The sequence below is a fragment of the Cellulomonas hominis genome (assembly GCF_901521055.1).
Taxonomy (GTDB): domain Bacteria; phylum Actinomycetota; class Actinomycetes; order Actinomycetales; family Cellulomonadaceae; genus Cellulomonas; species Cellulomonas endometrii.
Genome location: NZ_CABEGA010000062.1, coordinates 54,639 through 77,529 on the forward strand (window position 1 = coordinate 54,639; position 22,891 = coordinate 77,529).

At 76.3% G+C, this 22,891-nt stretch carries 30 protein-coding genes; 12 read left to right on the plus strand and 18 right to left on the minus strand.

Translation table 11 applies throughout. The features are described from left to right. Positions 1-148: 148 nt before the first annotated feature. The 4 genes from KJP73_RS15575 to KJP73_RS15590 form a co-directional block, all read right to left on the minus strand. A complete protein-coding gene (locus tag KJP73_RS15575) occupies positions 149-682 on the minus strand; it encodes a hypothetical protein (RefSeq protein WP_213283786.1) in 534 nt (177 codons plus the stop codon). Positions 683-759: 77 nt separating this feature from the next. After that, a complete protein-coding gene (locus KJP73_RS15580; RefSeq protein ID WP_213283787.1) occupies positions 760-1,641 on the minus strand; it encodes a helix-turn-helix transcriptional regulator in 882 nt (293 codons plus the stop codon). A gap of 74 nt (positions 1,642-1,715) precedes the next feature. Next, positions 1,716-1,916 (minus strand): hypothetical protein, encoded by a 201-nt coding sequence (locus KJP73_RS15585; protein ID WP_213283788.1) that lies wholly within the window; start codon positions 1,914-1,916, stop codon positions 1,716-1,718. 99 nt (positions 1,917-2,015) lie between these two features. Then, positions 2,016-2,261, minus strand: coding sequence for a helix-turn-helix domain-containing protein (locus tag KJP73_RS15590; protein ID WP_213283789.1), 246 nt, complete (start codon positions 2,259-2,261; stop codon positions 2,016-2,018). 179 nt (positions 2,262-2,440) lie between these two features. On the opposite strand from KJP73_RS15590, the gene KJP73_RS15595 reads away from it, so the two are divergent. Next, positions 2,441-3,427 carry a malate dehydrogenase gene (locus tag KJP73_RS15595; RefSeq protein ID WP_213283790.1) on the plus strand — a complete coding sequence of 329 codons (987 nt, stop codon included), beginning with the start codon at positions 2,441-2,443 and terminating at the stop codon, positions 3,425-3,427. An 18-nt stretch (positions 3,428-3,445) separates the two neighbouring features. Beyond that, entirely contained in the window at positions 3,446-3,850 is a 405-nt protein-coding gene (locus tag KJP73_RS15600) for a type II toxin-antitoxin system VapC family toxin (RefSeq protein ID WP_213283791.1), read from the plus strand. Positions 3,851-3,858: 8 nt separating this feature from the next. Here the strand turns inward: KJP73_RS15600 and KJP73_RS15605 are convergent, their stop codons facing one another. Next, positions 3,859-4,227 (minus strand): winged helix-turn-helix transcriptional regulator, encoded by a 369-nt coding sequence (locus tag KJP73_RS15605; RefSeq protein WP_249669440.1) that lies wholly within the window; start codon positions 4,225-4,227, stop codon positions 3,859-3,861. 79 nt (positions 4,228-4,306) lie between these two features. On the opposite strand from KJP73_RS15605, the gene KJP73_RS15610 reads away from it, so the two are divergent. Beyond that, positions 4,307-4,717 carry a RidA family protein gene (locus KJP73_RS15610; RefSeq protein ID WP_213283793.1) on the plus strand — a complete coding sequence of 137 codons (411 nt, stop codon included), beginning with the start codon at positions 4,307-4,309 and terminating at the stop codon, positions 4,715-4,717. 60 nt (positions 4,718-4,777) lie between these two features. Here the strand turns inward: KJP73_RS15610 and KJP73_RS15615 are convergent, their stop codons facing one another. Further along, a complete protein-coding gene (locus tag KJP73_RS15615) occupies positions 4,778-5,404 on the minus strand; it encodes a phosphatase PAP2 family protein (RefSeq protein WP_213283794.1) in 627 nt (208 codons plus the stop codon). 203 nt (positions 5,405-5,607) lie between these two features. On the opposite strand from KJP73_RS15615, the gene KJP73_RS15620 reads away from it, so the two are divergent. Both KJP73_RS15620 and KJP73_RS15625 read left to right on the plus strand, forming a co-directional pair. Then, positions 5,608-6,171, plus strand: a complete 564-nt coding sequence (locus KJP73_RS15620) for an RNA polymerase sigma factor (protein ID WP_213283795.1) — start codon at positions 5,608-5,610, stop codon at positions 6,169-6,171. Further along, complete coding sequence (locus tag KJP73_RS15625) at positions 6,171-7,181, plus strand: hypothetical protein (protein ID WP_213283796.1); 1,011 nt, start codon at positions 6,171-6,173, stop codon at positions 7,179-7,181. Before KJP73_RS15620 ends, KJP73_RS15625 begins: the two co-directional genes overlap by 1 nt. A 3-nt stretch (positions 7,182-7,184) precedes the next feature. Here the strand turns inward: KJP73_RS15625 and sigJ are convergent, their stop codons facing one another. The 3 genes from sigJ to KJP73_RS15640 form a co-directional block, all read right to left on the minus strand. Further along, the gene (gene sigJ / locus KJP73_RS15630) at positions 7,185-8,081 is read right to left on the minus strand and encodes an RNA polymerase sigma factor SigJ (protein WP_213283797.1); all 897 of its coding nucleotides are present in this window, start codon (positions 8,079-8,081) and stop codon (positions 7,185-7,187) included. Beyond that, positions 8,078-9,190: an FAD-dependent oxidoreductase gene (locus KJP73_RS15635; protein ID WP_213283798.1), complete on the minus strand. Its 1,113-nt coding sequence runs from the start codon at positions 9,188-9,190 to the stop codon at positions 8,078-8,080. Before KJP73_RS15635 ends, sigJ begins: the two co-directional genes overlap by 4 nt. 177 nt (positions 9,191-9,367) lie before the next feature. Then, positions 9,368-9,793 (minus strand): VOC family protein, encoded by a 426-nt coding sequence (locus KJP73_RS15640; protein WP_213283799.1) that lies wholly within the window; start codon positions 9,791-9,793, stop codon positions 9,368-9,370. 101 nt (positions 9,794-9,894) lie between these two features. On the opposite strand from KJP73_RS15640, the gene KJP73_RS15645 reads away from it, so the two are divergent. Further along, positions 9,895-10,929, plus strand: a complete 1,035-nt coding sequence (locus KJP73_RS15645; protein WP_213283800.1) for a helix-turn-helix transcriptional regulator — start codon at positions 9,895-9,897, stop codon at positions 10,927-10,929. On the opposite strand, the gene KJP73_RS15650 is transcribed toward KJP73_RS15645, so the two are convergent. Together KJP73_RS15650 and KJP73_RS15655 are read right to left on the minus strand one after the other, a co-directional pair. Further along, a complete protein-coding gene (locus KJP73_RS15650; RefSeq protein WP_213283801.1) occupies positions 10,854-12,197 on the minus strand; it encodes an RNA polymerase sigma factor in 1,344 nt (447 codons plus the stop codon). The two genes, KJP73_RS15645 and KJP73_RS15650, sit on opposite strands and share 76 nt — an antisense overlap. Continuing rightward, on the minus strand, positions 12,194-12,883 hold the full coding sequence (locus KJP73_RS15655) for a YciI family protein (RefSeq protein WP_213283802.1): 690 nt from the start codon (positions 12,881-12,883) through the stop codon (positions 12,194-12,196). The genes KJP73_RS15650 and KJP73_RS15655 overlap by 4 nt, the downstream gene beginning before the upstream one ends. A 181-nt stretch (positions 12,884-13,064) precedes the next feature. Here KJP73_RS15655 and KJP73_RS15660 point away from each other — a divergent pair, with 181 nt between their 5' ends. Further along, positions 13,065-13,226 (plus strand): hypothetical protein, encoded by a 162-nt coding sequence (locus tag KJP73_RS15660; protein WP_213283803.1) that lies wholly within the window; start codon positions 13,065-13,067, stop codon positions 13,224-13,226. A gap of 23 nt (positions 13,227-13,249) precedes the next feature. On the opposite strand, the gene KJP73_RS15665 is transcribed toward KJP73_RS15660, so the two are convergent. From KJP73_RS15665 to KJP73_RS15680, 4 genes are all read right to left on the minus strand, one after another. Next, the gene (locus KJP73_RS15665; protein WP_213283804.1) at positions 13,250-15,634 is read right to left on the minus strand and encodes an ATP-binding cassette domain-containing protein; all 2,385 of its coding nucleotides are present in this window, start codon (positions 15,632-15,634) and stop codon (positions 13,250-13,252) included. A gap of 164 nt (positions 15,635-15,798) precedes the next feature. Further along, entirely contained in the window at positions 15,799-16,209 is a 411-nt protein-coding gene (locus KJP73_RS15670) for a VOC family protein (RefSeq protein WP_213283805.1), read from the minus strand. A gap of 5 nt (positions 16,210-16,214) precedes the next feature. Further along, positions 16,215-16,664 (minus strand): helix-turn-helix transcriptional regulator, encoded by a 450-nt coding sequence (locus KJP73_RS15675; RefSeq protein WP_213283806.1) that lies wholly within the window; start codon positions 16,662-16,664, stop codon positions 16,215-16,217. A 69-nt stretch (positions 16,665-16,733) separates the two neighbouring features. Beyond that, a complete protein-coding gene (locus tag KJP73_RS15680; RefSeq protein WP_213283807.1) occupies positions 16,734-17,492 on the minus strand; it encodes a DeoR/GlpR family DNA-binding transcription regulator in 759 nt (252 codons plus the stop codon). Positions 17,493-17,555: 63 nt separating this feature from the next. Here KJP73_RS15680 and KJP73_RS15685 point away from each other — a divergent pair, with 63 nt between their 5' ends. From KJP73_RS15685 to KJP73_RS15695, 3 genes are all read left to right on the plus strand, one after another. Beyond that, positions 17,556-17,933, plus strand: coding sequence for a DUF4406 domain-containing protein (locus KJP73_RS15685; protein ID WP_249669441.1), 378 nt, complete (start codon positions 17,556-17,558; stop codon positions 17,931-17,933). Between the two features lie 67 nt (positions 17,934-18,000). Next, a complete protein-coding gene (locus KJP73_RS15690) occupies positions 18,001-18,750 on the plus strand; it encodes a GNAT family N-acetyltransferase (protein WP_213283808.1) in 750 nt (249 codons plus the stop codon). Next, on the plus strand, positions 18,750-19,250 hold the full coding sequence (locus tag KJP73_RS15695) for a GNAT family N-acetyltransferase (protein WP_213283809.1): 501 nt from the start codon (positions 18,750-18,752) through the stop codon (positions 19,248-19,250). The genes KJP73_RS15690 and KJP73_RS15695 overlap by 1 nt, the downstream gene beginning before the upstream one ends. Here KJP73_RS15695 and KJP73_RS15700 read toward each other — a convergent pair. Together KJP73_RS15700 and KJP73_RS15705 are read right to left on the minus strand one after the other, a co-directional pair. After that, the gene (locus KJP73_RS15700) at positions 19,217-19,789 is read right to left on the minus strand and encodes a DUF4334 domain-containing protein (protein WP_249669442.1); all 573 of its coding nucleotides are present in this window, start codon (positions 19,787-19,789) and stop codon (positions 19,217-19,219) included. The two genes, KJP73_RS15695 and KJP73_RS15700, sit on opposite strands and share 34 nt — an antisense overlap. Next, positions 19,786-20,772, minus strand: a complete 987-nt coding sequence (locus tag KJP73_RS15705; protein WP_249669443.1) for a glycosyltransferase family 2 protein — start codon at positions 20,770-20,772, stop codon at positions 19,786-19,788. The genes KJP73_RS15700 and KJP73_RS15705 overlap by 4 nt, the downstream gene beginning before the upstream one ends. A 148-nt stretch (positions 20,773-20,920) precedes the next feature. On the opposite strand from KJP73_RS15705, the gene KJP73_RS15710 reads away from it, so the two are divergent. Then, positions 20,921-21,415, plus strand: a complete 495-nt coding sequence (locus KJP73_RS15710; protein WP_213283810.1) for a hypothetical protein — start codon at positions 20,921-20,923, stop codon at positions 21,413-21,415. After that, positions 21,412-21,690, plus strand: a complete 279-nt coding sequence (gene yidD / locus KJP73_RS15715) for a membrane protein insertion efficiency factor YidD (protein WP_213283811.1) — start codon at positions 21,412-21,414, stop codon at positions 21,688-21,690. Before KJP73_RS15710 ends, yidD begins: the two co-directional genes overlap by 4 nt. Here yidD and KJP73_RS15720 read toward each other — a convergent pair. Beyond that, positions 21,687-22,865: an epoxide hydrolase family protein gene (locus tag KJP73_RS15720; RefSeq protein WP_213283812.1), complete on the minus strand. Its 1,179-nt coding sequence runs from the start codon at positions 22,863-22,865 to the stop codon at positions 21,687-21,689. The two genes, yidD and KJP73_RS15720, sit on opposite strands and share 4 nt — an antisense overlap. Between the last annotated feature and the right edge of the window lie 26 nt (positions 22,866-22,891).

Consider the following 22,891-nt stretch of genomic DNA (forward strand, 5'->3'; position numbering starts at 1 on the left):
GCGGCACCGTGCGTGGTGTCCACCGCGGCGCCGCGGGTCCAGGGATGTGTCTTCCCCGGACCGTGACCACCGTGTACGCGGCAGTCACGGTCGCGAGAAGGGTGCGGGACTCCGAGCCCGAGACACCGCGGACACCCGGGGGTCCGCGTCAGTGCATGACGACGGCGATCGCCGACCGCGACCCGGCCACCACCTCGAACGACCATGCGCTCGCGGCCTGGACCGTCGGCAGCACCGTCACCGCGGGCTCGACGGCCGCACCCGACGCGTCGGCGCACGCGGCGGTGCCCTCCTCGACGGTCTCGTCGTCCACGCGCACGACCACCTGCGCGGGTCGCCCGCCCAGCGACACGCAGACGACCGTGAGGTCCAGGACGCCGGAGGCCGGGACCGTGCCCGACGAGCCCGACATCGCACCGGCGGCCTCCAGGACGCCGCCCCCGAAGTACGTCCCGCCCTCCGGTCCGGAGCCCGCGAGGTCCCGCGCGGCGCTGGACACCGCCGGCTCCGCCGCGTCCACGTCCGCGTCGGTCCCGCCGGCGGCCCGGACGCCGAGCCCGACCAGGACGACGAGCACGGGCACGCCGACGGCCAGGGCCGCGAGCCGCCCACGCCGCCGACGCCGCGGGCGCCGGTCCGGGCCGTCGCGCGGCTCGGTGTCCACGATGTCGAAGGTCGCCACGGCGGCAGCCTCGCACGACGGCACCCGCCCCGTCCGGCGAACCGAGTCAGGGGTCCGACGGCGCCTCGACGACCGGCTCAGGCGAGGCCGTCGACCGCCGCCTGCTCGGTGCGCCGCGTCGCCGCCCAGCTGGCGAGCATCTTCAGCCCGTCGTCGGCGGGCGACCCCGGCTCGGCGCTGTAGGCCAGGACGGTCAGGCCGCTGTCGGCTGCCAGGTCCAGCGACTCGAACGCGAGGTCGAGCCGCCCGACCACGGGGTGCACGAACGTCTTGACCCCGGTGTCGTGGTGCTTGACGTCGTGCGACGCCCACAGCCGGCGGAACTCCTCGCTGCGGGTCGACAGCTCGCCCACCAGCGCGGTCAGGTCCCTGTCGTACGGGTCCCGCCCCGCCTCGGCCCGCAGGATCGCGACGGTGTCGTAGGCCGCCCGGTCCCAGTCGCCCCAGAAGCGACGCGCGGCGGGGTTGAGGAAGTTGAACCGCGCGTGGTTCACGGGTCGCGACGGGTCCGCGTACAGCTCCGAGTACAGCGCCTCCCCCAGCGCGTTCGCACCGAGGACGTCCAGGCGGCCGTTGCGGACGAACGCCGGCGTGCCGTGCATCGAGTCGAGGATGCGCTGCACCACGGGGCGGACCGTGCTCGCCGGGCGGCGACGGGCGCGGCCGTGGCGTGCCGGACCGGCGGCGCGCGCGAGGTGCTCCAGGTGCTCGCGCTCCGCGTCGTCGAGCTGCAGGGCCCGCGACAGCGCGTCGAGCACCTGGTCGGAGACGCCGGCGAGGTTCCCGCGCTCCAGCCGCGTGTAGTAGTCGACGGACACGCCGGCCAGCATCGCGACCTCCTCGCGCCGCAGCCCGGGGACGCGGCGCAGGCCGCCGTACACCCGGAGCCCCGCCTGCTCGGGGGTGACCCGCGCCCGACGCGAGGCCAGGAAGTCGCGCACCTCGCTCCTGCTGTCCATGCCTCCGACGGTAGGCGCCGCCCGCGACGGGTGACAGGTACTGCCATGACCCGGCACGGCGGGCCCCGGCGACCTCAGCGGCCGGCGACGAGGACCACGACGGCGACCAGGACGAGGAACGGGACGATCGTCAGCAGCGCACCCGCCGACGCCGGCGTCCGCCGGGGGCCGTCCCGGAAGGACGCGCCCAGCGGGTTGCCGTTCACGCCGGGGCGCTCACCCGGCAGCCTCCGGTCGGTCCCGTCGACCGGTTCGGTCCGCTCGTCCTCGGTCATCGTGCCGCCCCCCTGCCTGCGGCACCCCGCGGCGCCGTCCCTGGTGCCGCACAGGCTGCCCTGCCGGGGACGGCCCCGTCCAGGGGTGCTCACCACCGGTCAGGCGGGCGGGACCGACGCGTGCGCCCAGGCGACGGCGTCCGCGCGGGTCGAGACGCCGATCTTGCGGTAGATCGACCGGACCTGGGACTTCACGGTGTTGCGCGAGACGTACAGGCGGCGCGCGACCTGCTCCAGCGTCGCGTCGTCGGCCAGCTCGGCCAGCACCACGCGCTCGCGCACGGTCAGCGTCCCGCCCTCGGCGGCGGTCGAGGGGGCGGGCGGGGTCAGATCCAGCGTCGTCACGGTGCGTCCTCAGGTGGCTGCCGCGGGCCCCGGTGGACCGCACGCCCTTCGTTCGGAGCCGGGGACCCCGCGGATGGGTCGGCGACCGACGCGCCACGCGCCCGCGCCGGGGCGCGCGTCCGGCGGCGCTGGGTTTCAATGAGCCCGACCGACGCGCCGCCGCCGCTGGAGGACTCTCGATGACGAAGCCCCACGTCACGCTCGCGCTGTCGGGGGCCGCCGGCCAGATCGGCTACGCCCTGCTGTTCCGCGTCGCGAGCGGGGAGCTGTTCGGGCCGGACACCCCGGTGCGGGTCCGGATGCTGGAGCACCCGCACGCGCTGGCCGCGGCGGAGGGCGTGGCCCTGGAGCTGCAGGACGCGGCGTCGCCGCTGCTGGCCGACGTCGACGTCACCGCCGACCCCCGCGTGGCGTTCGACGGGGCGGACGTCGCGATCCTCGTCGGGGCACGACCCCGGACCGCCGGGATGGAGCGCGCGGACCTGCTGGAGGCCAACGCCGGCATCTTCGGGCCGCAGGGCGCGGCGCTGAACGACGTCGCCGGCTCCGACATCCGGGTGCTCGTGGTCGGCAACCCCGCGAACACCAACACGATGATCGCCGCGGCGCACGCCCCCGACGTCCCCCGCGACCGGTTCACGGCCCTGACCCGGCTGGACCACAACCGTGCGGTCGCCCAGGTGGCGCTGCGGGCAGGCTGCGGCGTCGCCGACGTCGCGCGCGTGAGCATCTGGGGGAACCACTCCCCCACGCAGTACCCCGACCTGCGGCACGCCGTGGTCGCCGGCCGGCCGGCGCTGGAGGTCGTCGACCGCACCTGGGCGGAGGGCGACTTCATCGACACCGTCGCGCAGCGCGGCCGGGCGATCATCGCGGCGCGCGGGGCCTCGTCCGTCGCGTCCACCGCCACCGCGATCATCCAGCACAGCCGCCTGCGCCGGTACGGCGTCCCCGACGGCGACTGGAGCTCCGCCGGCCTCGTGTCCGACGGGTCGTACGGCGTCCCCGAGGGCCTGGTGTGCTCCTTCCCCGTGACGTCCGTCGACGGGACGTGGCAGATCGTGCAGGGCCTGGACGTCGACGCGTTCTCCCGCGCGCGCATCGACGCGTCGGTGGCGGAGCTGGTCGCCGAGCGGGACGCGGCCCGGGCGCTCGGGCACCTGTGACGGGTGCAGGATCGGGCCATGACACGCGTCGCGATCGATGCCGCCACCGCGATCCGTCTGGTCCGGGAGGGCGTCGTCGTGCCGCCCGGGCACCAGCTCGTCGCGCCGACCCTGCTCCGTTCCCAGGTGCTGTCGTCGCTCTACCGGGACGTCCGGCGCGGTGTGCTCGGCGCGGACGAGGCCCGGACCCTGCTGGACGGCGTCACGACGACGAAGATCCGGCTGCTCGGCGACCGGGTGTCGCGGGCGGTCGCGTGGCAGGTCGCCGCGCAGCTCGGCTGGGACGACACCGCGGACGCCGAGTACGTCGCCGTCGCGAAGCTGCAGGCCGACGTTCTCGTCACCGCGGACGAGGCGCTGGCGCGGCAGGTCGCGGACATCGTGCCGACGGCGCCGTTCGCGCTGCTGACCTCGCTCGTCTGAGCCGGCGCTCAGCCGTCGAACCGGGCGCGCGCCCGTTCGACCTCCGTCATGTGCGTCGTCGTCCAGCGCAGGAGCGCGTCGACCGGTTCGCGGAGCGTCTTGCCGAGCGGGGTGATGCGGTACTCGACCGCGACCGGACGCTCGTGCACCACGAGCCGCTCGACGATGCCGGTGCGCTCCAGCCGACGCAGGGTCGCGGTCAGCGACTTCGCCGTCACCGCGGGGATGGTCCGGCGGAGGTCGTTGAACCGCGAGGGTCCCTCGCAGAGCTCCTCGAGCACCTGGAGCGACCACTTGTCGAGGATCTGGTCGAGCAGCTCGCGGTGCGGCGCGCCGACACCGAGCTGCTCCGTGAGCGGGTGAGTGGTTTCGAGCACGACACCTAGTGTCGTTGAAGTTCCCTCGGGCGACCAGGTAGCAATGGGCAACCACCCGTTCGAACCTCCGGAGGACCCCGTGCCCGTGCAGCGCTTCACCCCTGACGGCCTCATGCAGCCCACCCCCTACGCCCACGTCGCGGTCGGCACCGGCAGCCGCCACGTCCACGTCGCCGGCCAGATCGCGCGTGACGCCGAGGCGCAGCCGCTCGCGCCGGGCGACCTCGCGGGGCAGGTGTCCGCAGCCCTGCGCAGCACCGCGCTCGGCCTGCGGTCCGCGGGAGCCACGTTCGACGACGTCGTGCGTCTGACGTTCTACGTGACGGCGTGGAGCCCCGAGAGGATCGGCGACTTCATGGCGGGCGTCGAGCGCGTCGCGGAGGAGCTCGGCCTGCCGCAGCCGATGCCGCCGTCGTCGCTCATCGGGGTGGACTACCTGTTCGAGCCGGACGTGCTCGTGGAGGTGGAGGCCACCGCGGTCGTGGACTGAGGCGGTCCTCGACCGAGGCGGGCCCGGACCGACGCCGCCCGGTGCGGTCGCGGTACGCGGCTACACCCGCGTGCCGCGCCCGCGGACCCGGCGGTGCACGACGACCGCCACCCACGCGGCCCCCGCGGCCACGCCGGTGCCGACCACCGCGCCCGCCGCGACGTCGTGCGGGTAGTGGACGCCCTCCAGCACCCGCCCGGCCGCGGCGAGCAGCGCGACGCCCACCGCCACCCAGGTGACCCACGCGCGCCGGGCGGCGACCGCGATGACGACCACGGCGGCGAACGCGACCGTGGCGTGGTTGGACGGGAGCGACCAGTCCCCCGCCGGCGGGCAGTGCGGGACGCCGTCCCAGCGCGAGCACGGCCGCGGCTGCACGAGCACGAGCTTGAGCCCCTCGCTCGCGCCGTACGCCAGCACCACGCCGACCGCGGCACCGATGACGCCCGGCAGCGAGCCGGGGCGGGTGCGCCACACGTGCAGCCCGGACACGACGACCCCGGCTGCCAGGAGAGCGAGCGCCGCGGGCGACACGACGTCGACGGCCGGGAGCCGGGCGGGCGACGCCGCCGCCCACTGCGCGACGACCACGCTCAGGCTGCCCGGCAGCGGCAGCAGCAGCACCACCGCGACGAGGAGGCCGAGCGCGGCGAAGGGGGCGGACGGGTGGCGGACGTCGGCAGGCATGCGGACGACGCTACGGAATCCGACCGGCGCGGCCGTCGGCCCGGGGTCGGATCGCGCCGCCGGGCCGGTCCGACGTGGGTCCGACCGGCGTCCGACCCAGGTCCGACAGCGGGCCCGCTAGGGTCCGACGGCCAGGCACCGGTAACGCTGGGGCCGCCGCCGGACACGTCGGGGGTGGAAGCTGCCGACGTGGAAGGGCACCCATGACCCCGGAGGAGCGGTTCGCCGCGCTGTTCGACCGCACGCACCAGCCGCTGCTCGCGTACGCCGTGCGCCGCGTCAGCGACCCGGCCGACGCGGCGGACGTCGTCGCCGAGACGTACCTGGTCGCCTGGCGCCGGCTCGACGACGTCCCGGACGGCGACGCGGCGCGGCCCTGGCTGTTCGGCGTGGCGCGGCGGGTGCTGGCGAACCTGTACCGCGGCGAGCGTCGTCGGCACGCGCTCGCCGAGCGTCTGCGGGACTCGCTCACGGAGCTCGCGGTCGAGGACGAGTCCCCCGCGACCGGGGTCGTCGCGGCCATGCGGCGCCTGCCGGGACCCGACCAGGAGGTGCTGCGGCTCGTCGCGTGGGAGGAGCTGGCGCGCGACGAGATCGCCCTGGTCCTCGGGATCTCGCGCACCGCGGTCCGGGTCCGCCTGCACCGGGCCCGGCGACGTCTGATGGAGCAGATGGCCCGGATGGCCGCCGACGACGACCCCGTCGCAGCCGCGCCCCCACCACGGGTGCTGACCGGCACCGCCCGCCCGACCACTGAGGAGGCATGATGCGCGACGAGACCACGACCGGGGACGCCCTGGCGGCACTGCGCGCGGCCGACCCGGCGCTCCGCGTCGACCTGGCACGGGTGGGCCCGGAGGCGCTCGGCGCCCTGCGCGACGCGGTCCCCGCCGCCGCGGCCGGCACGGCACCGACCCGGGGCCCGCGGCGGCGCTGGGCTCGCCGCACCGTCGTGGCGGGCGGTGTCGTGGCGGCGCTGGTGGGCGGCGGGGCCGCCTACGCGGGGTACCAGAGCTGGTACGCGGGCGACGGCGGCGCCGAGGGCGTGACGTGCACGCTCGCCTACGGGGAGCTCGGCACCGTGGGCCCGGAGTCGAGCGGCGGCCCGGTGCTCACCGGCGACCCGGTGGCCGACTGCGCGCACTACCAGGAGCTCGTCGGCCTGCCGCCGATCCCCGACCCCGTGGCGTTCCGCGACGCGTGGCACCCGGTGGTCGTCGCTCCGGCGGACCAGGTGCCGCCGGACGCGACCCTGCTGCCGGGGTCGACACCGCAGGACCGCGCCGTCCGCGAGCTCGAGGCGACGTTCCACGACTACGTCGACGGCGTGAGCTCGACCTGCGCCACCCCGGACGAGGCGATCGCGGCGGCGCAGGCCGAGCTCGACCGGCTCGGGCTGTCGACGTGGCGGGTGGAGCTGCGGGCGGCCCCGGAGCCGCCCGGGGGCGCGTGCGCCAGCGTCGGACCGGACCCGGACGCGCATGTACTCGTGGTCCATCCGCTGGGGGTCGACACGCTGGAGACCCTCGTCTCCAGGGGCGACATGGTGCCGTGGGTGCGGGACCTGCGCGACGCGCTGCGTGCCGGGGTGGCCGAGCAGTGCCTCGGCCTCGCGGACGCCGAGGCTGTGGTCGACCGGGCACTGGGCAGCGAGCACCACTGGCCGACCACCGTGGTGGAGGACCCGGAGGCCACCTGCACCCGCGTCGACCTCGAGGTCGGGGGGAGCGTCCAGGTCACGCTCCGCGGCCCCGAGGCGGCGGCTCCCCCCGCCTGAGGCTCACGCCCGCGGCCCGGACCCTCCGGGCCGCGGACGGACCACCCGCGCGAGCTTGTCCGGGTTCCGCACCACGTAGATCTCCTGCACCACGCCGTCGCCGACCGCGAACTGGAACGTCGTCGACACGACGCCGCCCTCGACCGCGAGGGCGGCCGTCTGGCCGTTGAGCACCACCGGCGCCACCGTGGCGGAGCTCCCCTGCCGCGCGCGCAGCCCGAGGAGGAACCGGACCACCGCGTCGGCGCCGTGCACCGGCCGGCGGGCGGCCGTGACGCGACCCCCGCCGTCGACGGTGAGCACCACGCCGGGGGCGAGCAGCGCGAGGAGCCCCGCCACGTCGCCGTCCCGCGCCGCGGCGAGGAACCCCGCGACCACGTCGGCGTGCGCCCGCGGGTCGACCGCGAACCGCTCGCGGCGCGCCTGCACCCGCTCGCGCGCCCGGTGCACCGCCTGCCGCACCGCGGCCTCGTGGCCGCCGCCCGCGTGGGCGACGTCCGCGTACGAGAAGCCGAAGACCTCGCGCAGCGCGTAGCAGGCGCGCTCCCGGTCCCCGAGGGTCTGCAGGAGGACGAGCAGCGCCGCCGACACCCGGTCCACCTCGACTGCGCGCTCCTCCGGTCCCCCGTTCAGGTCACCCGTCGGCAGCGGCTCCGGCAGCCAGGGGCCGACGTAGTCGACCCGGGTCCGCTGCGCCGACCGCAGCACGTCCAGGCACCGGTTCGTCGCCAGCCGCGCGAGGTAGGCGCGCGCGTCGTCCGGGTCCACCGTGCGCGTCGTCCACCGCTCGTACGCGTCCTGCACGACGTCCTCCGCGTCGGCCACCGATCCCAGCAGGTCGTAGGCGATCGTGAAGACGAGCCCGCGGTGGCGCAGGAAGACGTCGTCGGCCGGGCTCACGCGGGCGCCGCTGTCCGTGGGCCGGCCGGCCACCGGTAGGAGCCGGGGCGACGTGCCTCACCGGCCAGCCAGTGCACGGTCCGGCGGCACACGAGCTCCTTGACCCCGGCGGCCACGACGCCGTGCAGGCGCAGCGCGCGGGCGGTGTCGTCGGGTCGCACGGTCTGGATGATGCCATCGCCGCGCCCCAGGCTCACGCACTGGAGCGCGAAGCCGGCATCCAGCACCGCCGCGGGGCGTCCGTCGAGCACCGCCAGCGCCACGTCCGCGGCGTGCGCGCCCTGCGGCAGCGCCGCGGCGCACCCCATGCGCAGGTGGTCCGTGCCCGGACCGACGACCCGGCACCCGTCGCCGGCTCCGAGCACGTGCGGGTCGCCGGCCACCCGCAGGTCGGGACCGACGAGCAGCCGCCCCCGCTCGTCGACGGGCAGCCCGCTGGCTGCCGCGAGCGACGCCCCGGCGAAGCCGTCGGCGCGCAGGGTGAGGGCGGTCGGCGGCACCGTCCCCTCCGACTCGTGCACGGTGACGCCCGACCGGCCGAGTCGCGCCGCCGCCGCACGGGCGCCGCGGGCGCCGAGCGCCGGTGCCACCCCACCGCGCGCCAGCAGGTGCACGGCCAGGTCCGGGCGCCGCCCGCGGAGCTCCGCCGCGAGCTCGACCCCGGTGTGCCCCGCACCACGCACGAGCACCGCCGCTCCGGGCAGCAGGGCGCGGACGCGCTCGCGGGCGACGGTCGCGCTCTCCGCGGTGGCGACGTCGGGCTGATCCGTGCCGGTGTCGGGCCGGGCCGTCGACCCGGCGGCGTACACGAGGACGTCGTACGGCACCTCCCGGTCGGCGAGCAGGATCCGGCGACCCGCGGCGTCGATCCGCTCCACCCGGCCGATCTCGAGCCGCACGGCCGGGTGCAGCACGTCGCCGAACGGGCGCACCGGCAGCGGTCGGACGCCCGCGGCGTACTCGTGCAGCCGGATCCGCTCCACGAACGCATCCCGCTCGTTGACGAGCACCACCTCGACCGCAGCCCGCGGTCCCCGCGACCCCGCGAGGCGGTTGGCCGCCATCACCCCGGCGTACCCGCCGCCCACCACCACGACCCGCTGCGTCATGTCTCCTCCTTCGTCGGGCTCTCCCCCACCAGACGGCCGACGCGGCGCCGGCGTGACAGTGAGCCGCGCCACACCATCCGTACTAGCTGGTACGGCGCGCCGCTGGGTGGAAGGTTCGGACGGACACACCGCCGGCGAGTCCGCCCGAACCTTCCACCCGGCCGTGGCGGGGGCCCGTCAGGACGGGTCGTACGGCGCCGCGACGTCGAGCACCCACACCACGCCGAACCGGTCCTGCAGCATCCCGTACAGCGGCGCCCAGCCCGCCGGCGCGAGCGGCACGATCACCGTGGCGCCCTCGCTCAGCCGCGCCCAGCGCTCCGTGACGACGTCCGCCGACGCGCCCCGGACCGAGACGAAGTACGCGTTGCGCCCCGCCTCCCACGGCAGGGACGCCGGCACGTCGTACGCCATCACGCGGAAGCCGTCCGGGGACTCGACCTGGCCCCACATGACCTGGTCGGCCTCCTCCGGCCGCTGGACGGCGCCCGCGTCGGCGTAGGTGACGACCGTCAGCTCCCCGCCGAAGACCGACCGGTAGAGCTCGAGGGCCGCGCGGGCGTCGCCGCGCAGGTTGATGTGGGTGGTGGTGGTGAGCGACATGGGCTGACTCCTGGTGTCCGTGCGCCGGTCCGTCCGGCGCAGGAGCACCGTCGCAGCCCATCCGGACAGGACGTGTCCGGATACTGCGGGAGACTCGTCGCGTGCCGACGACCTCCGCCCGCCTGCTCGCGCTGCTCTCCCTGCTGCAGGCGCGGCGGGACTGGCCCGCGACCGTCCTCGCCGACCGGCTCGACGTGAGCGACCGCACCGTCCGCCGGGACGTCGACCGGCTGCGCGAGCTCGGCTACCCGATCGCGAGCACCCGCGGGCGCGAGGGCGGCTACCGCCTGGACGCGGGCGCCCGGCTGCCGCCGCTGCTGTTCGACGACGAGCAGGCGGTCGCGCTCACGGTCGCCCTGCAGACCGCGGCGGCCTCCGGGGCCGACGTCGGTGAGGCCGCGGCCCGGTCCCTGCGCACCCTGCGGGACCTGATGCCCGCGCGGCTGCGACCGCGCGTGGACTCGGTCCTCGTGGCGTCCGCCGAGCCCGTCGCAGCACAAGAGGCGGTCGACCCGGCGGTGCTCGTCGCGCTGAGCACCGCGATCCGGCGGCACGAGACGGTGCGGTTCGACTACGCGGTGCCGGGCCGGCCGGCTGAGGGGCCGCCCCGCAGCGCGGAGCCGCACCACCTGGTGACGCGCGGGGGCCGCTGGTACCTGGTGGCGTGGGACCCGGACCGGGCGGACTGGCGGACGTTCCGCGCCGACCGGATGCGGCTGCGCGACCCCGGCGGACCGCGCTTCGCCCCGCGGGACCTGCCCGGCGGCGACGTCGCGGCGTTCCTCACGGGCCGGTTCCGCGGATCGATCGACCCGGACGCGCAGTGGCCGTGCCGGGGCGAGGTGGTCGTGCACGCCCCGGTGCGGGACGTGGCGCCGTGGGCGCGCGACGGCGTGGTGGAGGAGCTCGCGCCGGACCGGTGCCGCCTCGTGCTCGGGTCGTGGTCGTGGACCGGGCTGGCGGCCGAGCTCGGACGGCTCGACGCGGAGATCGACGTGGTGGGGCCGCCGGAGCTGGCCGAGGCGTGCGCCCGCCTGGCCGGACGCCTCACTCGCGCGGCTCAAGCCTCCGGTTCAGCCGCGTCGCCCGGTGTACCGACGCCCCCGGACACCTCCCCCAGCCGCCGCGCGAGGTAGCGGCGCTCTGCCTCGTTCGCGACGAGGTCCAGCGCCTCGCGGTAGGCGGTCGCCGCCTCCGACCGACGCCCCGCGCGGCGCAGCAGGTCGGCCCGTGCCGCGAGCACGTAGTGGCTGCCCGCCAGCCTCGGGTCGCCGGCCACCGCGTCGACGGCCGCCAGCCCCGCCCCTGGTCCCTGCGCCATGCCCACGGCCACGGCGCGCGCGAGCCCCGCGAACGGCGACGGGGCCACGCGCAGCAGCTCGTCGTACAGCCGCACGACCTCCGGCCAGTCAGCGCCCGCGTCGGACGGCACCGCGGTAGACGGCACCGCGCCCGACGACCCCGCGCCCGACCGCACCGCGCGCGTGTGCTCCGCGGCGATCCGCGCCTGCAGCAGGTACGGACCCACCCGGCCACCGCGGGCGACGAGGTCGCGCGCGACGGCCAGCGCACCCATGCCGTCGGCGACCTCGCCCGCGTCCCAGAGCGCACGGTCCTGGTCCTCCAGCGGCACGAGGTCGCCGTGCGCGTCGGCCCGGGCGGCCCGGCGCGAGTCCTGGAGCAGCACGAGGGCCAGCAGCCCGTGGACCTCCGGGTCGTCGGGCACGAGCCGCGCCACCAGCCGCGCCAGCCGCACGGCCTCGTCGCACAGCCGCAGCCGTACCAGGTCGGCGCCGGCGCTCGCGGAGTAGCCCTCGGAGAACAGCAGGTAGACGACCGCGAGCACGCCGTCCAGCCGCTCGGGCAGCCGGTCGGCGGGCGGCACGCGGTACGGGATGCGGGCGTCGGCGATCTTGCGCCGGCCCCGGACCAGCCGCTTGGCCATCGCGTCCTCGGACGTGCCGAACGCGCGGGCGATCTCCGCGACGCTCAGGCCGCACAGCGTGCGCAGGGTCAGGGCCACCTGCACCTCGAGCGCCAGCGCCGGGTGGCAGCACGTCGCGATCAGCGCCAGCCGGTCGTCCGGGAGCTCGCGGGGGTCGTCGGGCTCCGGCCCGGGCACGGTGCCGCCGTCCGTCATCGCCGCCACCTCCGCCCGGTGCCGCGCCTCGGTGCCGGAGCGACGTAGCCGGTCCAGGGCGCTGCGCCGCGCCGCCGTCGTGAGCCACGCCCCGGGACGGTCGGGCACGCCGTCCCGGGGCCACGTGCGGGTGGCGGCGGTGAAGGCGTCCTGCGCGCAGTCCTCGGCCAGCGCCCAGTCCCCTGTCACCCGGATCACCGTCGCCACGACCCGCCCCCACTCGTCCCGGAAGGCGCGGGTGAGGGCGTCGTCGACGGCGGTCACCACTGCCAGAGGGGCCGGATCTCGACCGCTCCCGCAACGGCCGCCGGGTGCTGCGCGGCGACGTCGATCGCGGCGTCCAGGTCCGGCGCCGCGATGAGCGCCACGCCCGCGACCTGCTCGGCGACCTCCGCGTACGGGCCCCGGGCGACGACCGTCCGGCCGTCGCGGACCCGGACCGTGCGCGCCTCGGCCGGCGGCCGCAGCCGGTGCCCGCCGAGGTCGGTCCCCCGCATCCGCTCGGCCCACGCGGTCGGCGGCTCGTCGGGCTGCGGCGTCCCGTCGGGGACCTCGCCCATGAGCAGGAGGTAGTGCCCGGCGCCCGCCTCGTCGGGGGCCAGGACGTGCCCGTCGGGCTGCGCCCCGTCGAACGGCCACACCTCCCGCACCTCGATCGCCCCGAACCGCGCGGCCGGGTGCTCCGCCGCGAGGGCGACGGCCTGCTCCAGGTCCGGCACGTCCAGCACGTCGAACCCGCCCACCAGCTCCTTGTACTCGGCGAACGGGCCGTCGGTCACCAGCGTGCGCCCGCCCCGCACCCGCACGGTGGTCGCCGAGCTCGCCTCGGCGAGCCGGTGGCCCTCCCGGCGTCCGGCACGGTCGGCGCGCTCCACCCAGGCGGCGGGGTCGGCCTCCTCGGCGGTCGGTGCGGCGTCGGCACCCACCCGCACGAACGTCACGTACGTCATGGCTCCTCCTCGGTTCGTCGGTCTGTCAGCAGCACGACGCACAGGTCGGCGTCACGAGGACACCCCGGCATCATCCGGGACCGGCGACATCCCGGTCGAGGGTGTCCTGACGGGCCGGGGGACGGCGTCGGGGAGGTGCGGCGTCCCCGTCCGGGGCGCCCGGACACCCTGGAGGTCTGCCATGACGTTCGACCAGCCCCAGCTCGCCCTGCTCCTGTCGCGGCGCGCCGTGCTCATCGAGTCCCGCAGCGCGCTGCCCGACGCCCCGCAGGTGCCGCCGCCGACCCCCGAGCAGGAGGAGCGCGACCGGCGAGGCGTGCCGGGTGACGCCGGCGCCCGCTGAGCCCGGCGCCGGACCCCGGCCCGTCAGGCCCCGACGTACGCCGCCAGGTGCTCTCCCGTCAGCGTCGACCGGGAGGCCACCAGGTCGGCCGGGGTGCCCTCGAACACGACGTGGCCGCCGTCGTGCCCGGCCCCCGGCCCGAGGTCGACGATCCAGTCCGCGTGCGCCATCACGGCCTGGTGGTGCTCGATCACGATGACCGACTTCCCTGAGTCCACCAGGCGGTCCAGGAGCGCGAGCAGCTGCTCGACGTCCGCGAGGTGCAGGCCGGTCGTCGGCTCGTCGAGCACGAGGATCCCGCCCTTCTCCCCCATGTGCGTGGCGAGCTTGAGCCGCTGGCGCTCGCCGCCGGACAGGGTGGTGAGCGGCTGGCCGAGGCTGAGGTAGCCGAGCCCGACGTCCGCCAGGCGCTGCAGCACCGCGTGCGCGGCCGGCGTGCGGGCGTCGCCCGACCCGAAGAACGCCTCCGCCTCCGTGACAGGCATCGCGAGCACCTCGCTGATGTTCTTCCCGCCCAGGTGGTACTCCAGCACGGAGGCCTGGAACCGGCGGCCCTCGCACTCCTCGCACGTGGTCGCGACGCCCGCCATCATGCCGAGGTCGGTGTAGACGACCCCGGCGCCGTTGCAGGTCGGGCAGGCGCCGGCGGAGTTGGCGCTGAACAGCGCGGGCTTGACCCCGTTGGCCTTCGCGAACGCCTTGCGGATCGGCTCCAGCAGCCCCGTGTACGTCGCGGGGTTGCTGCGCCGGGAGCCCCGGATGGCGCCCTGGTCGATCGCCACCACGCCGTCGCGGCGGGACACCGACCCGTGGATCAGCGAGCTCTTGCCGGACCCCGCCACGCCGGTGATGACCGTCAGCACCCCGAGCGGGATGTCGACGTCGACGTCGCGCAGGTTGTGCGTGCTCGCGCCCCGGACCTCCAGCGCGCCGGTGGGCCGGCGCACCGACTCCTTCACGTGGGCGCGGTCGTCCAGGTGCCGCCCGGTGAGGGTGCCGCTGGCCCGCAGGCCGTCGACGGTGCCCTCGAACACGATCTCGCCGCCGCCGCTCCCGGCGCGCGGGCCGAGGTCGACGACGTGGTCCGCGATCGCGATGGCCTCGGGCTTGTGCTCGACGACCAGCACCGTGTTGCCCTTGTCCCGCAGGCGCAGCAGCAGCTCGTTCATCCGCTGGATGTCGTGCGGGTGCAGGCCGATGGTCGGCTCGTCGAACACGTACGTCACGTCGGTCAGGGACGACCCGAGGTGCCGGATCATCTTGGTGCGCTGCGCCTCGCCGCCGGACAGCGTGCCGGAGGGCCGGTCGAGGGAGAGGTACCCCAGCCCGATCTCGACGAACGAGTCCAGCGTGTCGCGCAGCGCCTCCAGCAGCGGCGCCACGGACGGCTCGTCCAGGTCCCGCACCCACGCGGCGAGGTCGCTGATCTGCATCGCGCACGCGTCGGCGATGCTGATGCCGCGGATCTTCGAGGACCGCGCGCCCTCGTTGAGCCGGGTGCCGTCGCAGTCGGGGCAGGTGGTGAAGGTGATGGCCCGCTCCACGAAGGCCCGGATGTGGGGCTGCATGGCGTCGACGTCCTTGGCGAGCATCGACTTGGTGATCTTCGGGATCAGGCCCTCGTACGTGAGGTTGATGCCCTCGACCTTGATCTTGGTCGGCTCCTTGTGCAGCAGGTCGTGCAGCTCGGCCGCGGTGAAGTCCCGCACGGGCTTGTCCATGTCGAAGAACCCGCTGCCGCCGAAGATCCGCCCGGACCAGCCGTCCATCGAGTACCCGGGGACGGTGATGGCGCCGTCCGCGAGGGACCGGTCCGCGTCGTACAGCTGCGTGAGGTCGAAGTCCTGCACGGTGCCGCGGCCCTCGCACCGCGGGCACATGCCGCCGGTGATGCTGAACTCGCGGCGCTCCTTGGTGGTCTCGCCGCCCTTGGAGTACGTCACCGCGCCGGCGCCGCTGATGGAGGCGACGTTGAACGAGAAGGCCTGTGGCGAGCCGACGTGCGGCTGACCGAGCCGGCTGAACACGATGCGCAGCATGGCGTTCGCGTCGGTCACGGTGCCGACCGTCGACCGGGGGTTGGCGCCCATGCGCTCCTGGTCGACGATGATCGCCGTGGTCAGCCCGTCGAGGACGTCGACGTCCGGCCGGGCCAGCGTCGGCATGAAGCCCTGCACGAACGCGCTGTAGGTCTCGTTGATCATGCGCTGCGACTCGGCCGCGATCGTCGCGAACACCAGCGAGCTCTTGCCCGAGCCCGACACCCCGGTGAACACCGTCAGCCGGCGCTTCGGGATCTCGACGCTGACGTCCTTGAGGTTGTTCTCGCGGGCGCCGCGCACCCGGATCAGGTCGTGGCTGTCGGCGACGTGCGCCTCGGCGGGCGGGGTGCTGGTGGCCAGGCTCATCGGGTCTCCGTCTGTGAGGCGGGGGTCGCGGTGCGCCGGCGGTCGGGCAGGCCGGGACGGCGGTGTCGGCGGGGGTCCGACGCGGCGCAGCTCCACCGTAGCGGGGCCGCTCCCGCCAGGTGGAGACCCCCGGGGGCGGGACCCCGCGCCGGGTAGGTGCTGCGTCAGCGGCGCTCCTGGATGCGGATCATGTTGCCGGCGGGGTCCCGCACCGCGCAGTCCCGGATGCCGTACGGCTGCTCCGTCGGCTCCTGCATGATCTCGGCGTCGGCGGCCTGCAGGCGCTCGAACGTCCCGTCCAGGTCCGTGGTGGCCAGGAGCAGCCCGGCGTAGGTGCCCTTCGCCATCATCTCGGCGATCGTGCGGCGCTCGTCGTCGGTGAGGCCCGGGTTCGCGGACGGCGGGTTCAGCACGATCGACGTGTCCGGCTGCCCGGGCGGACCGACCGTGAGCCAGCGCATCGCGCCCTTGCCGACGTCGAGGCGGACCTCGAAGCCGAGCAGGTCGCGGTAGAACGCCAGCGAGGCGTCCGGGTCGTCGTGCGGGAGGAAGCTGGAGTGGATGGTGATGTCCATGCCCGTCACGCTAGGTGCGGCACCGGCGTCCGTGCTTCTCGATTCCTGACCGGTCGCGTCACCTGCTTCGCGACGCAGGGCGGCAGCCCGGTGGTGGCCTGCGCCTCCTGCTTCCGGTAGACGCTCGGCGGCACCCCCACGAGCTCCGTGAACCGGGTGCTGAACGTGCCGAGCGACGAGCACCCGACGGCGAAGCACACCTCGGTCACGCTGAGGTCCCCGCGCCGCAGCAGCGCCATGGCGCGCTCGATGCGCCGGGTCATCAGGTACGAGTACGGGGACTCCCCGAACGCCAGCTTGAACTGCCGGCTCAGGTGCCCGGACGACATGTGCGCGTCCCGGGCGAGCGCCTCGACGTCGAGGGGCTGCGCGTACTCGCGGTCGATCCGGTCGCGGACGCGGCGCAGCCGGGCGAGGTCCTGGAGGCGGTGCGTGCCGGCCGCGTCGGTGGTCACGGGTGCGATGCTGCCACGCGCGCCGGCCCGTGCCCAGGGCCTTCCGGCGGGCGGGTCAGGGCGCGCGCGTCACGGCGCCGGGAGCAGCGGCGCCCCCGCGTCGAGGAGCGCACGCGCGGCGGGCCCGTCGAGCGGCGCGTCGGTCACGATCCCCGTCACGTCGGTCAGCGGGAGCACCCGGAACGGCGACGCCGCGCCGATCTTCTCGGCGCTCGCCAGCACGTAGGTGTCCCCCGCGCGGGCGGCGAGGGTCCGCTTGGTGGCGGCCTCCTCCGCGTCCCCGGTCGTGAGGCCGGCCTCGGCGTGCACCCCGGTGACCCCGAGCAGGAACACGTCGGCCCAGATGCCCGCGGCGGCCTCGGCCAGGAGCGCGCCGGAGGTCACGACGGAGTGCTTGAACAGGCGCCCCCCGAGCACGAGGACGTCGACGGTCGGGTGCTCGGCGAGCGCGGCGGCCACCGTGGGGCTGTGCGTGACGACGGTCGCGCGCAGGTCCGGGGCCAGCGCGCGGGCGACGGCCAGCGCGGTGGTCCCCCCGTCGAGGATCGCCGTGCTCCCGGGCCGCACCAGCTCCGCCGCACGGCGCGCGACGCGGTCCTTGTTCTCCACGGCGACGCTGCGCCGGCCCGCGTAGTCGGCGACGGCCGGCGACACCGGCAGGGCGCCGCCGTAGACGCGCTGGCACAGGCCCGCGGCCGCCATCTCGCGCAGGTCACGGCGCACGGTGTCCTCCGACAGCCCGAGCCGCACCGCCACGTCCTTCGCGACCACGCGGCCCTCGGTGCGTAGCACCCGCAGCAGCTCGTCCTGGCGTTGCGCCGGCAGCATCGCGTCCTCCTCATGTCGATTGGTGCCTAGTCTTGCACGTTTCTGCACGCTAGTGTGCACGGCATGACACCTCTGATGATCCTCATCGCCGGCCCCTACCAGTCCGGCACGAACGGCGACCCCGACGCGATGGCCGCGAACCTCCGCCGGCTCGAGGAGGCCGCCTGGCCGGTGTTCGAGCGCGGGCACGTGCCCATGATCGGCGAGTGGGTCGCGCTGCCCGTGCTCAGCAGCATGGGCGCCTCGGGCCCCGACGACCCGCGCGCCGCCGACGTCCTCTACCCCACCGCCGAGCGCCTGCTCCAGCACTGCGACGCCGTCCTGCGCCTGCCCGGCGAGTCCCGCGGCGCGGACAACGACGTCGTCATCGCCCGCCGGCGCGGCATCCCGGTGTGGACGTCGGTGGACGAGATCCCCGTCGCCGCGACGACCCGGGCCTGACGTGGGACGCGCGCCGGCCCGCGCAATTCGCGTGCCGGCGCGGGCCCCGTCGCGGTTCACTGCGCGGGTGGACGACCGCACCGACCTGGCCCGCACCGCCCACGCCGACGCGTGGGAGCAGCACGGCGTGCTGCGGGCCGGGCGCGGCGGCGGCGTGGCGGACCTGCCCGGCGTCCGGCTCATGGCCAGCGGCCTGGCGCACCCGCAGTGGAACAACGGCGACGTCACCGACCCGGCCGTGGTCGACGTGGACGCCGTCCGCGCCTGGTACGCCGCGCTCGGGGTCCCGTGGGGCGTGCGGGTGCCCGCGGGAGCACCGTGGCCGCACGGCCGCCACCTGTTCCGCAAGCGCCTCATGCTGCTGGACCTCGCCGCGCTCGTCCCGGCGCCCGCGGTGCCGGGTCTGCGGCTGCGCGCCGCCGGCCCGGACGACCTCACCGCGGTGGCGGCGGTCGACGCGGCGGCGTTCGACGGGGATCCGGCGGCGGAGGCCGCGTGGATCGGGGGCCACCTCGGCGCCCCGGGCGTCACCGTCGCCCTCGCCGAGCTCGACGGGGTCCCGGTCGGCACCGCGTCCGCCCTGCGCTCCGACGGGCGCGCCGGGCCGGCGGCCTACCTCGCGGGGGTGGGCGTCCTCCCGGAGGCGCACGGCCGGGACGTCGCCGCGGCGATGTCCGCGTGGCTGCTCCGGGACGCGGCGGACCGCGGCGCCCGCATCGCGCACCTGCACCCGGACACGGACGCGGCGGCCCGGGTGTACGGACGCCTGGGCTTCGTCGAGGTCGGCGGGCTGGACGTGTACGTGGACGTGGCCTGATGCCCGTCGGCGACGGCGCTCCCCACGGCGTCCTGCTGCGACCGGGCGCACCCGCGGACGTCCCCCACCTCGTGGCGCTCTGGCGGCGGGCGGTGGTGGCGACGCACGACTTCCTCGCGCCGCAGGACGTCGACCACTACGAGCAGGTCGTGCGCACCGCCCTGCCGGCGCTCGCGGTGGGCGTCGCGGAGCAGGACGGCCGGGTGCTCGGGTTCGTCGCCACGGACGGGCCGCGCGTCGAGATGCTGTTCGTCGACCCGGAGGCGCACGCCCGCGGCGTCGGCACGGCGCTGCTGGCCGCGGCCACGCGGGACCTGCCGGTGGTCGAGCTGGACGTCAACGAGCAGCATCCCGGCGCCCGGCGGTTCTACGCGCGCCGCGGGTTCCGCGAGGTCGGCCGGTCACCCGTGGACGGCGACGGCCGGCCGTACCCGCTCCTGCACCTGCGTCGCGCGACGCCCACGGATCAGGAGCCGAGGCGCCGCAGCGCGAACAGGTAGGGCTCGCGCATCCCCCGGGCGTCCATCGCCCCGACCACGGTCGCGTCGTCGACGGTGCGGAACACGTCGATCACCGGCAGGTCGTCGTAGACCAGCGCGGCGGACACCACGCCGCGGTACTCCACCGGACGCAGCCGCCCGTGCGGCCGCGTGGTGCCGAGCAGCGGGGCGACGAGGCCGAACGCCCCGGCTGCCGCGCGGTTCCGGAGCGCCGGCGCGCACCGCAGGGCCAGCCCGAGCGGGACGACGGCCGGGTTCACGCTCACCAGCCGGCGTCCGGACCGGAACACCAGCGGGTGCACGCGGTCCTCGTCGTCGAACCGCTTGCCCTGCCACCCGAGCGCCTCCAGCACGCCGTCCAGGCGGTGACCGGTCGGGATCCCCCACCCCCGCCACGCGCCGCGGAGCTGCGCGAGGGACGTCGGCGGGAGCGCGTCGTACCGGGCCAGCGCGGTCGCCGCCGTCCCGTCGCCGAGCAGCGCGTCCTCATCCGGCACGCCCCCGCCCCGCACGCCGCCGCCCCGCACGTCCCCGCTCACCCGACGTACCGGCGTGCGCGCGACGTCCGCTGCGACGCCGCCAGCGCGGCGAACCGGGCCTCGACCCGCGGCGGCAGCGGCCGGCGCTCGCGCAGCACCCACGGCAGCCCCAGGACCGCGGCCAGCACCCCGGCCGCGGACACCCGGTCGCGCTGCACGGTCGTCAGCACGTCCCAGGTGCGGCGGAGCATCGGGCGCAGGGGCCGCCGCAGCCACGTGAACCACAGCGTGTTCCGGACGCCGTCGCGCCGCCGGCGGTCGTGGTCGCGGGCCGTCGACGCGTGGTGGTGCACCGTGAGGTCCTCGAGGTAGCAGAGCTCCCAGCCGGCCGTCGCCAGGTCGGCGGCGAGCAGCTCCTCCTCCCCGCCGAGCCACAGCCGACGGTGGAAGCCGCCGGCCGCCAGGAACGCCTCGCGGCGGACCACGGACGCGCCGGCCAGGAACGACCCGAGCGCCGGGCCGGGCAGCCCGGGCGCGGCGGGCACCGGCGAGTCCCGGAGCTCCGCCACGATCGGGTCCTCCGTCCCGGCGGGCTCGACGACGATCCGGGCCGTCAGCACCGCGACCTCCGGGTGGGCGTCGAGCACGTCCGCCGCGCGCCGCAGGGAGCCGGGGTCCCACCACGTGTCGTCGTCGCAGAACGCCACGTAGGGCGTGCTCAGCCGCTCGACGCCGACGTTGCGCCCCACGGCACCGAGGTTCGACCCCGCGACGACCAGCTCCGCCCACGGGTGCCGTTCGCGCACCGCGGCGGCCGTGCCGTCGGTCGAGCCGTTGTCGACCAGCACCACGTGCGGGCGCTCCGGCAGGTCCCGCAGCCGGTCCAGCGCGCGCAGCGCCTCCTCGCGCCGGTTCCAGGTGATGACGACGACGCCCACGCGCGCGTCCGGCCCGCCGGCAGCCGCGGGCACGGCGCCGGGCGCGTCCGCCGGTCGCGGGTCGGCGACCGGTCCGCGCGCGGAGGCAGGGCGCGTCGTGCTCACCCTGCCGTTCTACCCGAGGGACCTCGCCGCCGCGCGCGGTCGGCCCCCCCTGCGACCGGCCCTGCCACGGTGGAGCCGCGCGCTCGCGCGGGACACCGGCGCCTCCAGGCACCGGGCAGGCCGCGGGCGGTCGGCAGGGGGTCGGTCGATGGATGCCTGGAACTACGTGCTCATCCTCGCGCTGGTGGTCTACGCGATCATCCGCCAGACGCAGCGCCACGAGGTCGTGGGCCGCAGCCGCTTCAAGCTCGCCATCATCTACGCGGGCGTCGGCATCCTCATCGGCGGGTTCAACCTGCCCCGGACGCCCTGGTCCATCACGTTCCTGGCCATCAGCCTGCTGCTCAGCGCCGTCGTCGGCATCGTCCGCGGCCGGCTCACCCGTGTGTGGCGGGACGAGGCCGACGGGACGGTCTACGCGCAGGGCACGCCCGTGACCATCGGCCTGTTCGTCGGGCTGATCCTCGCGAAGTTCGCGCTGGGGACCCTCGCGTACCTGTGGGACATCAGCGACGACGGCGGCGTCGGCGAGGTGCTCGTGATGATCGCGCTCATGGTCGGGCTGCAGGCCGAGATCGTGTGGCGGCGGGCCCGCCCGCTCGGCGCGCGGAGCCGCGGAGGTGTCCGTACCGTGACGGGATGAGTGCCGCCGCCACCGCCGTCGACCGTCTGATCCGCGGGTACCAGCGCCGCATCTCGCCGCACAAGGGCTTCAGCTGCGCGTACCGCGTCGCGCACGGCGGGACGTCGTGCTCCGAGGCGGTGCGGCAGGCGGTCGTGCGCCGCGGCGTGCTGCGCGGCGTCCGGCCGAGCGTCGTCCAGCTCCTGGCCTGCTACCAGGCGGCCGGGATGCTCGCGCAGAGCGACGTGCGGGGCGTGTGCTGCTGCGGGCCGATCCCGATCCCGTTCCGCTTCTAGGACCGCGCCGCGGCGGGGTCCTCGAAGCGGAAGGGGCGGAAGAACTCCCGCAGCTCGGCCGCGTACACCTCGGGCTCCTCGAAGGGCGCGAAGTGGCCGCCGCTCGGGGGCTCGGACACGTGCACGGTGTTCGCCGTGCGCTCCAGCCACGCGCGCGGCGGCCGGACGACGTCGCCGCCGAAGATCGCGAACCCCGACGGCACCTCGACCCGCCGTGCGAGCTGCTCCGCGGGGATGGCGGCGTTCGCGCGGTAGGCGCGCATCGACGAGCCGATGGTGCCGGTCAGCCACGTGGTCGTGAGCAGCGTGAGGATCTCGTCGCGGGTGAACCGGCGCTCGACGTCCCCGTCGCAGTCGCTCCACGCCTGCAGCTTCTCGACCACCCACGCGGCGAGCCCGGCCGGGGAGTCCGTGAGCCCGACGGCCGCCGTCTGCGGCTTCGTGCGGTGCATCGCGGCGTACGCACCCTCGGTGGCGCCCCACGCCGCGGCCCCCCGCAGCCAGTCGCGCTCCTGCGGCGTCAGGTCCGCGGGGTCGCCCTGGTAGACGGGCAGGCCGGCGTCGGTCCGGTGCACGGCCACGACCCGGTCGGCGTGGTCGAGAGCGAGGTACCGGCTCACGTGGCTGCCCATGTCGCCGCCCGCGGCGCCGAACCGCTCGTACCCGAGCGTCCGCATGAGCTCCGCCCACAGGCCGGCGACGGCGATCGCGTCCAGGGGGGCGCCCGGGGGGCGGTCCGAGTAGCCGAAGCCCGGCATGTCCGGGACGACGACGTCGAAGGCGTCGGCCGGGTCCGCGCCGTGAGCGCCCGGGTCCGTCAGCAGCGGGACGACCTTGCTGTACCGCCACGAGGAGTCCGGCCAGCCGTGGCAGAGGACGAGCGGCAGCACCGGCCCCGTCGGCCGCACCGCGCGGACGTGCACGGCGTGGACGCCGAGTCCGCCGACCTCCACGCGCACCCGCGGCACCCGCGCCAGCTCCGCCTCCTGCGCCGGCCAGTCGAAGCCGTCCGCCCAGTACGCGACGAGGTCGCGGAGGTAGTCGACGTCGGTGCCCATCGACCAGCCGGCGTCCGCCGGGACGTCCGGCCAGCGGGTGGCGCGGAGGCGGCGGCGCAGGTCCTCCAGCGCGGCGGGGTCGGTCCGGGGCGTGAAAGGGTGCGCGACCTGCGGCATGACTCCCAGCGTACTCACGGCGCGCC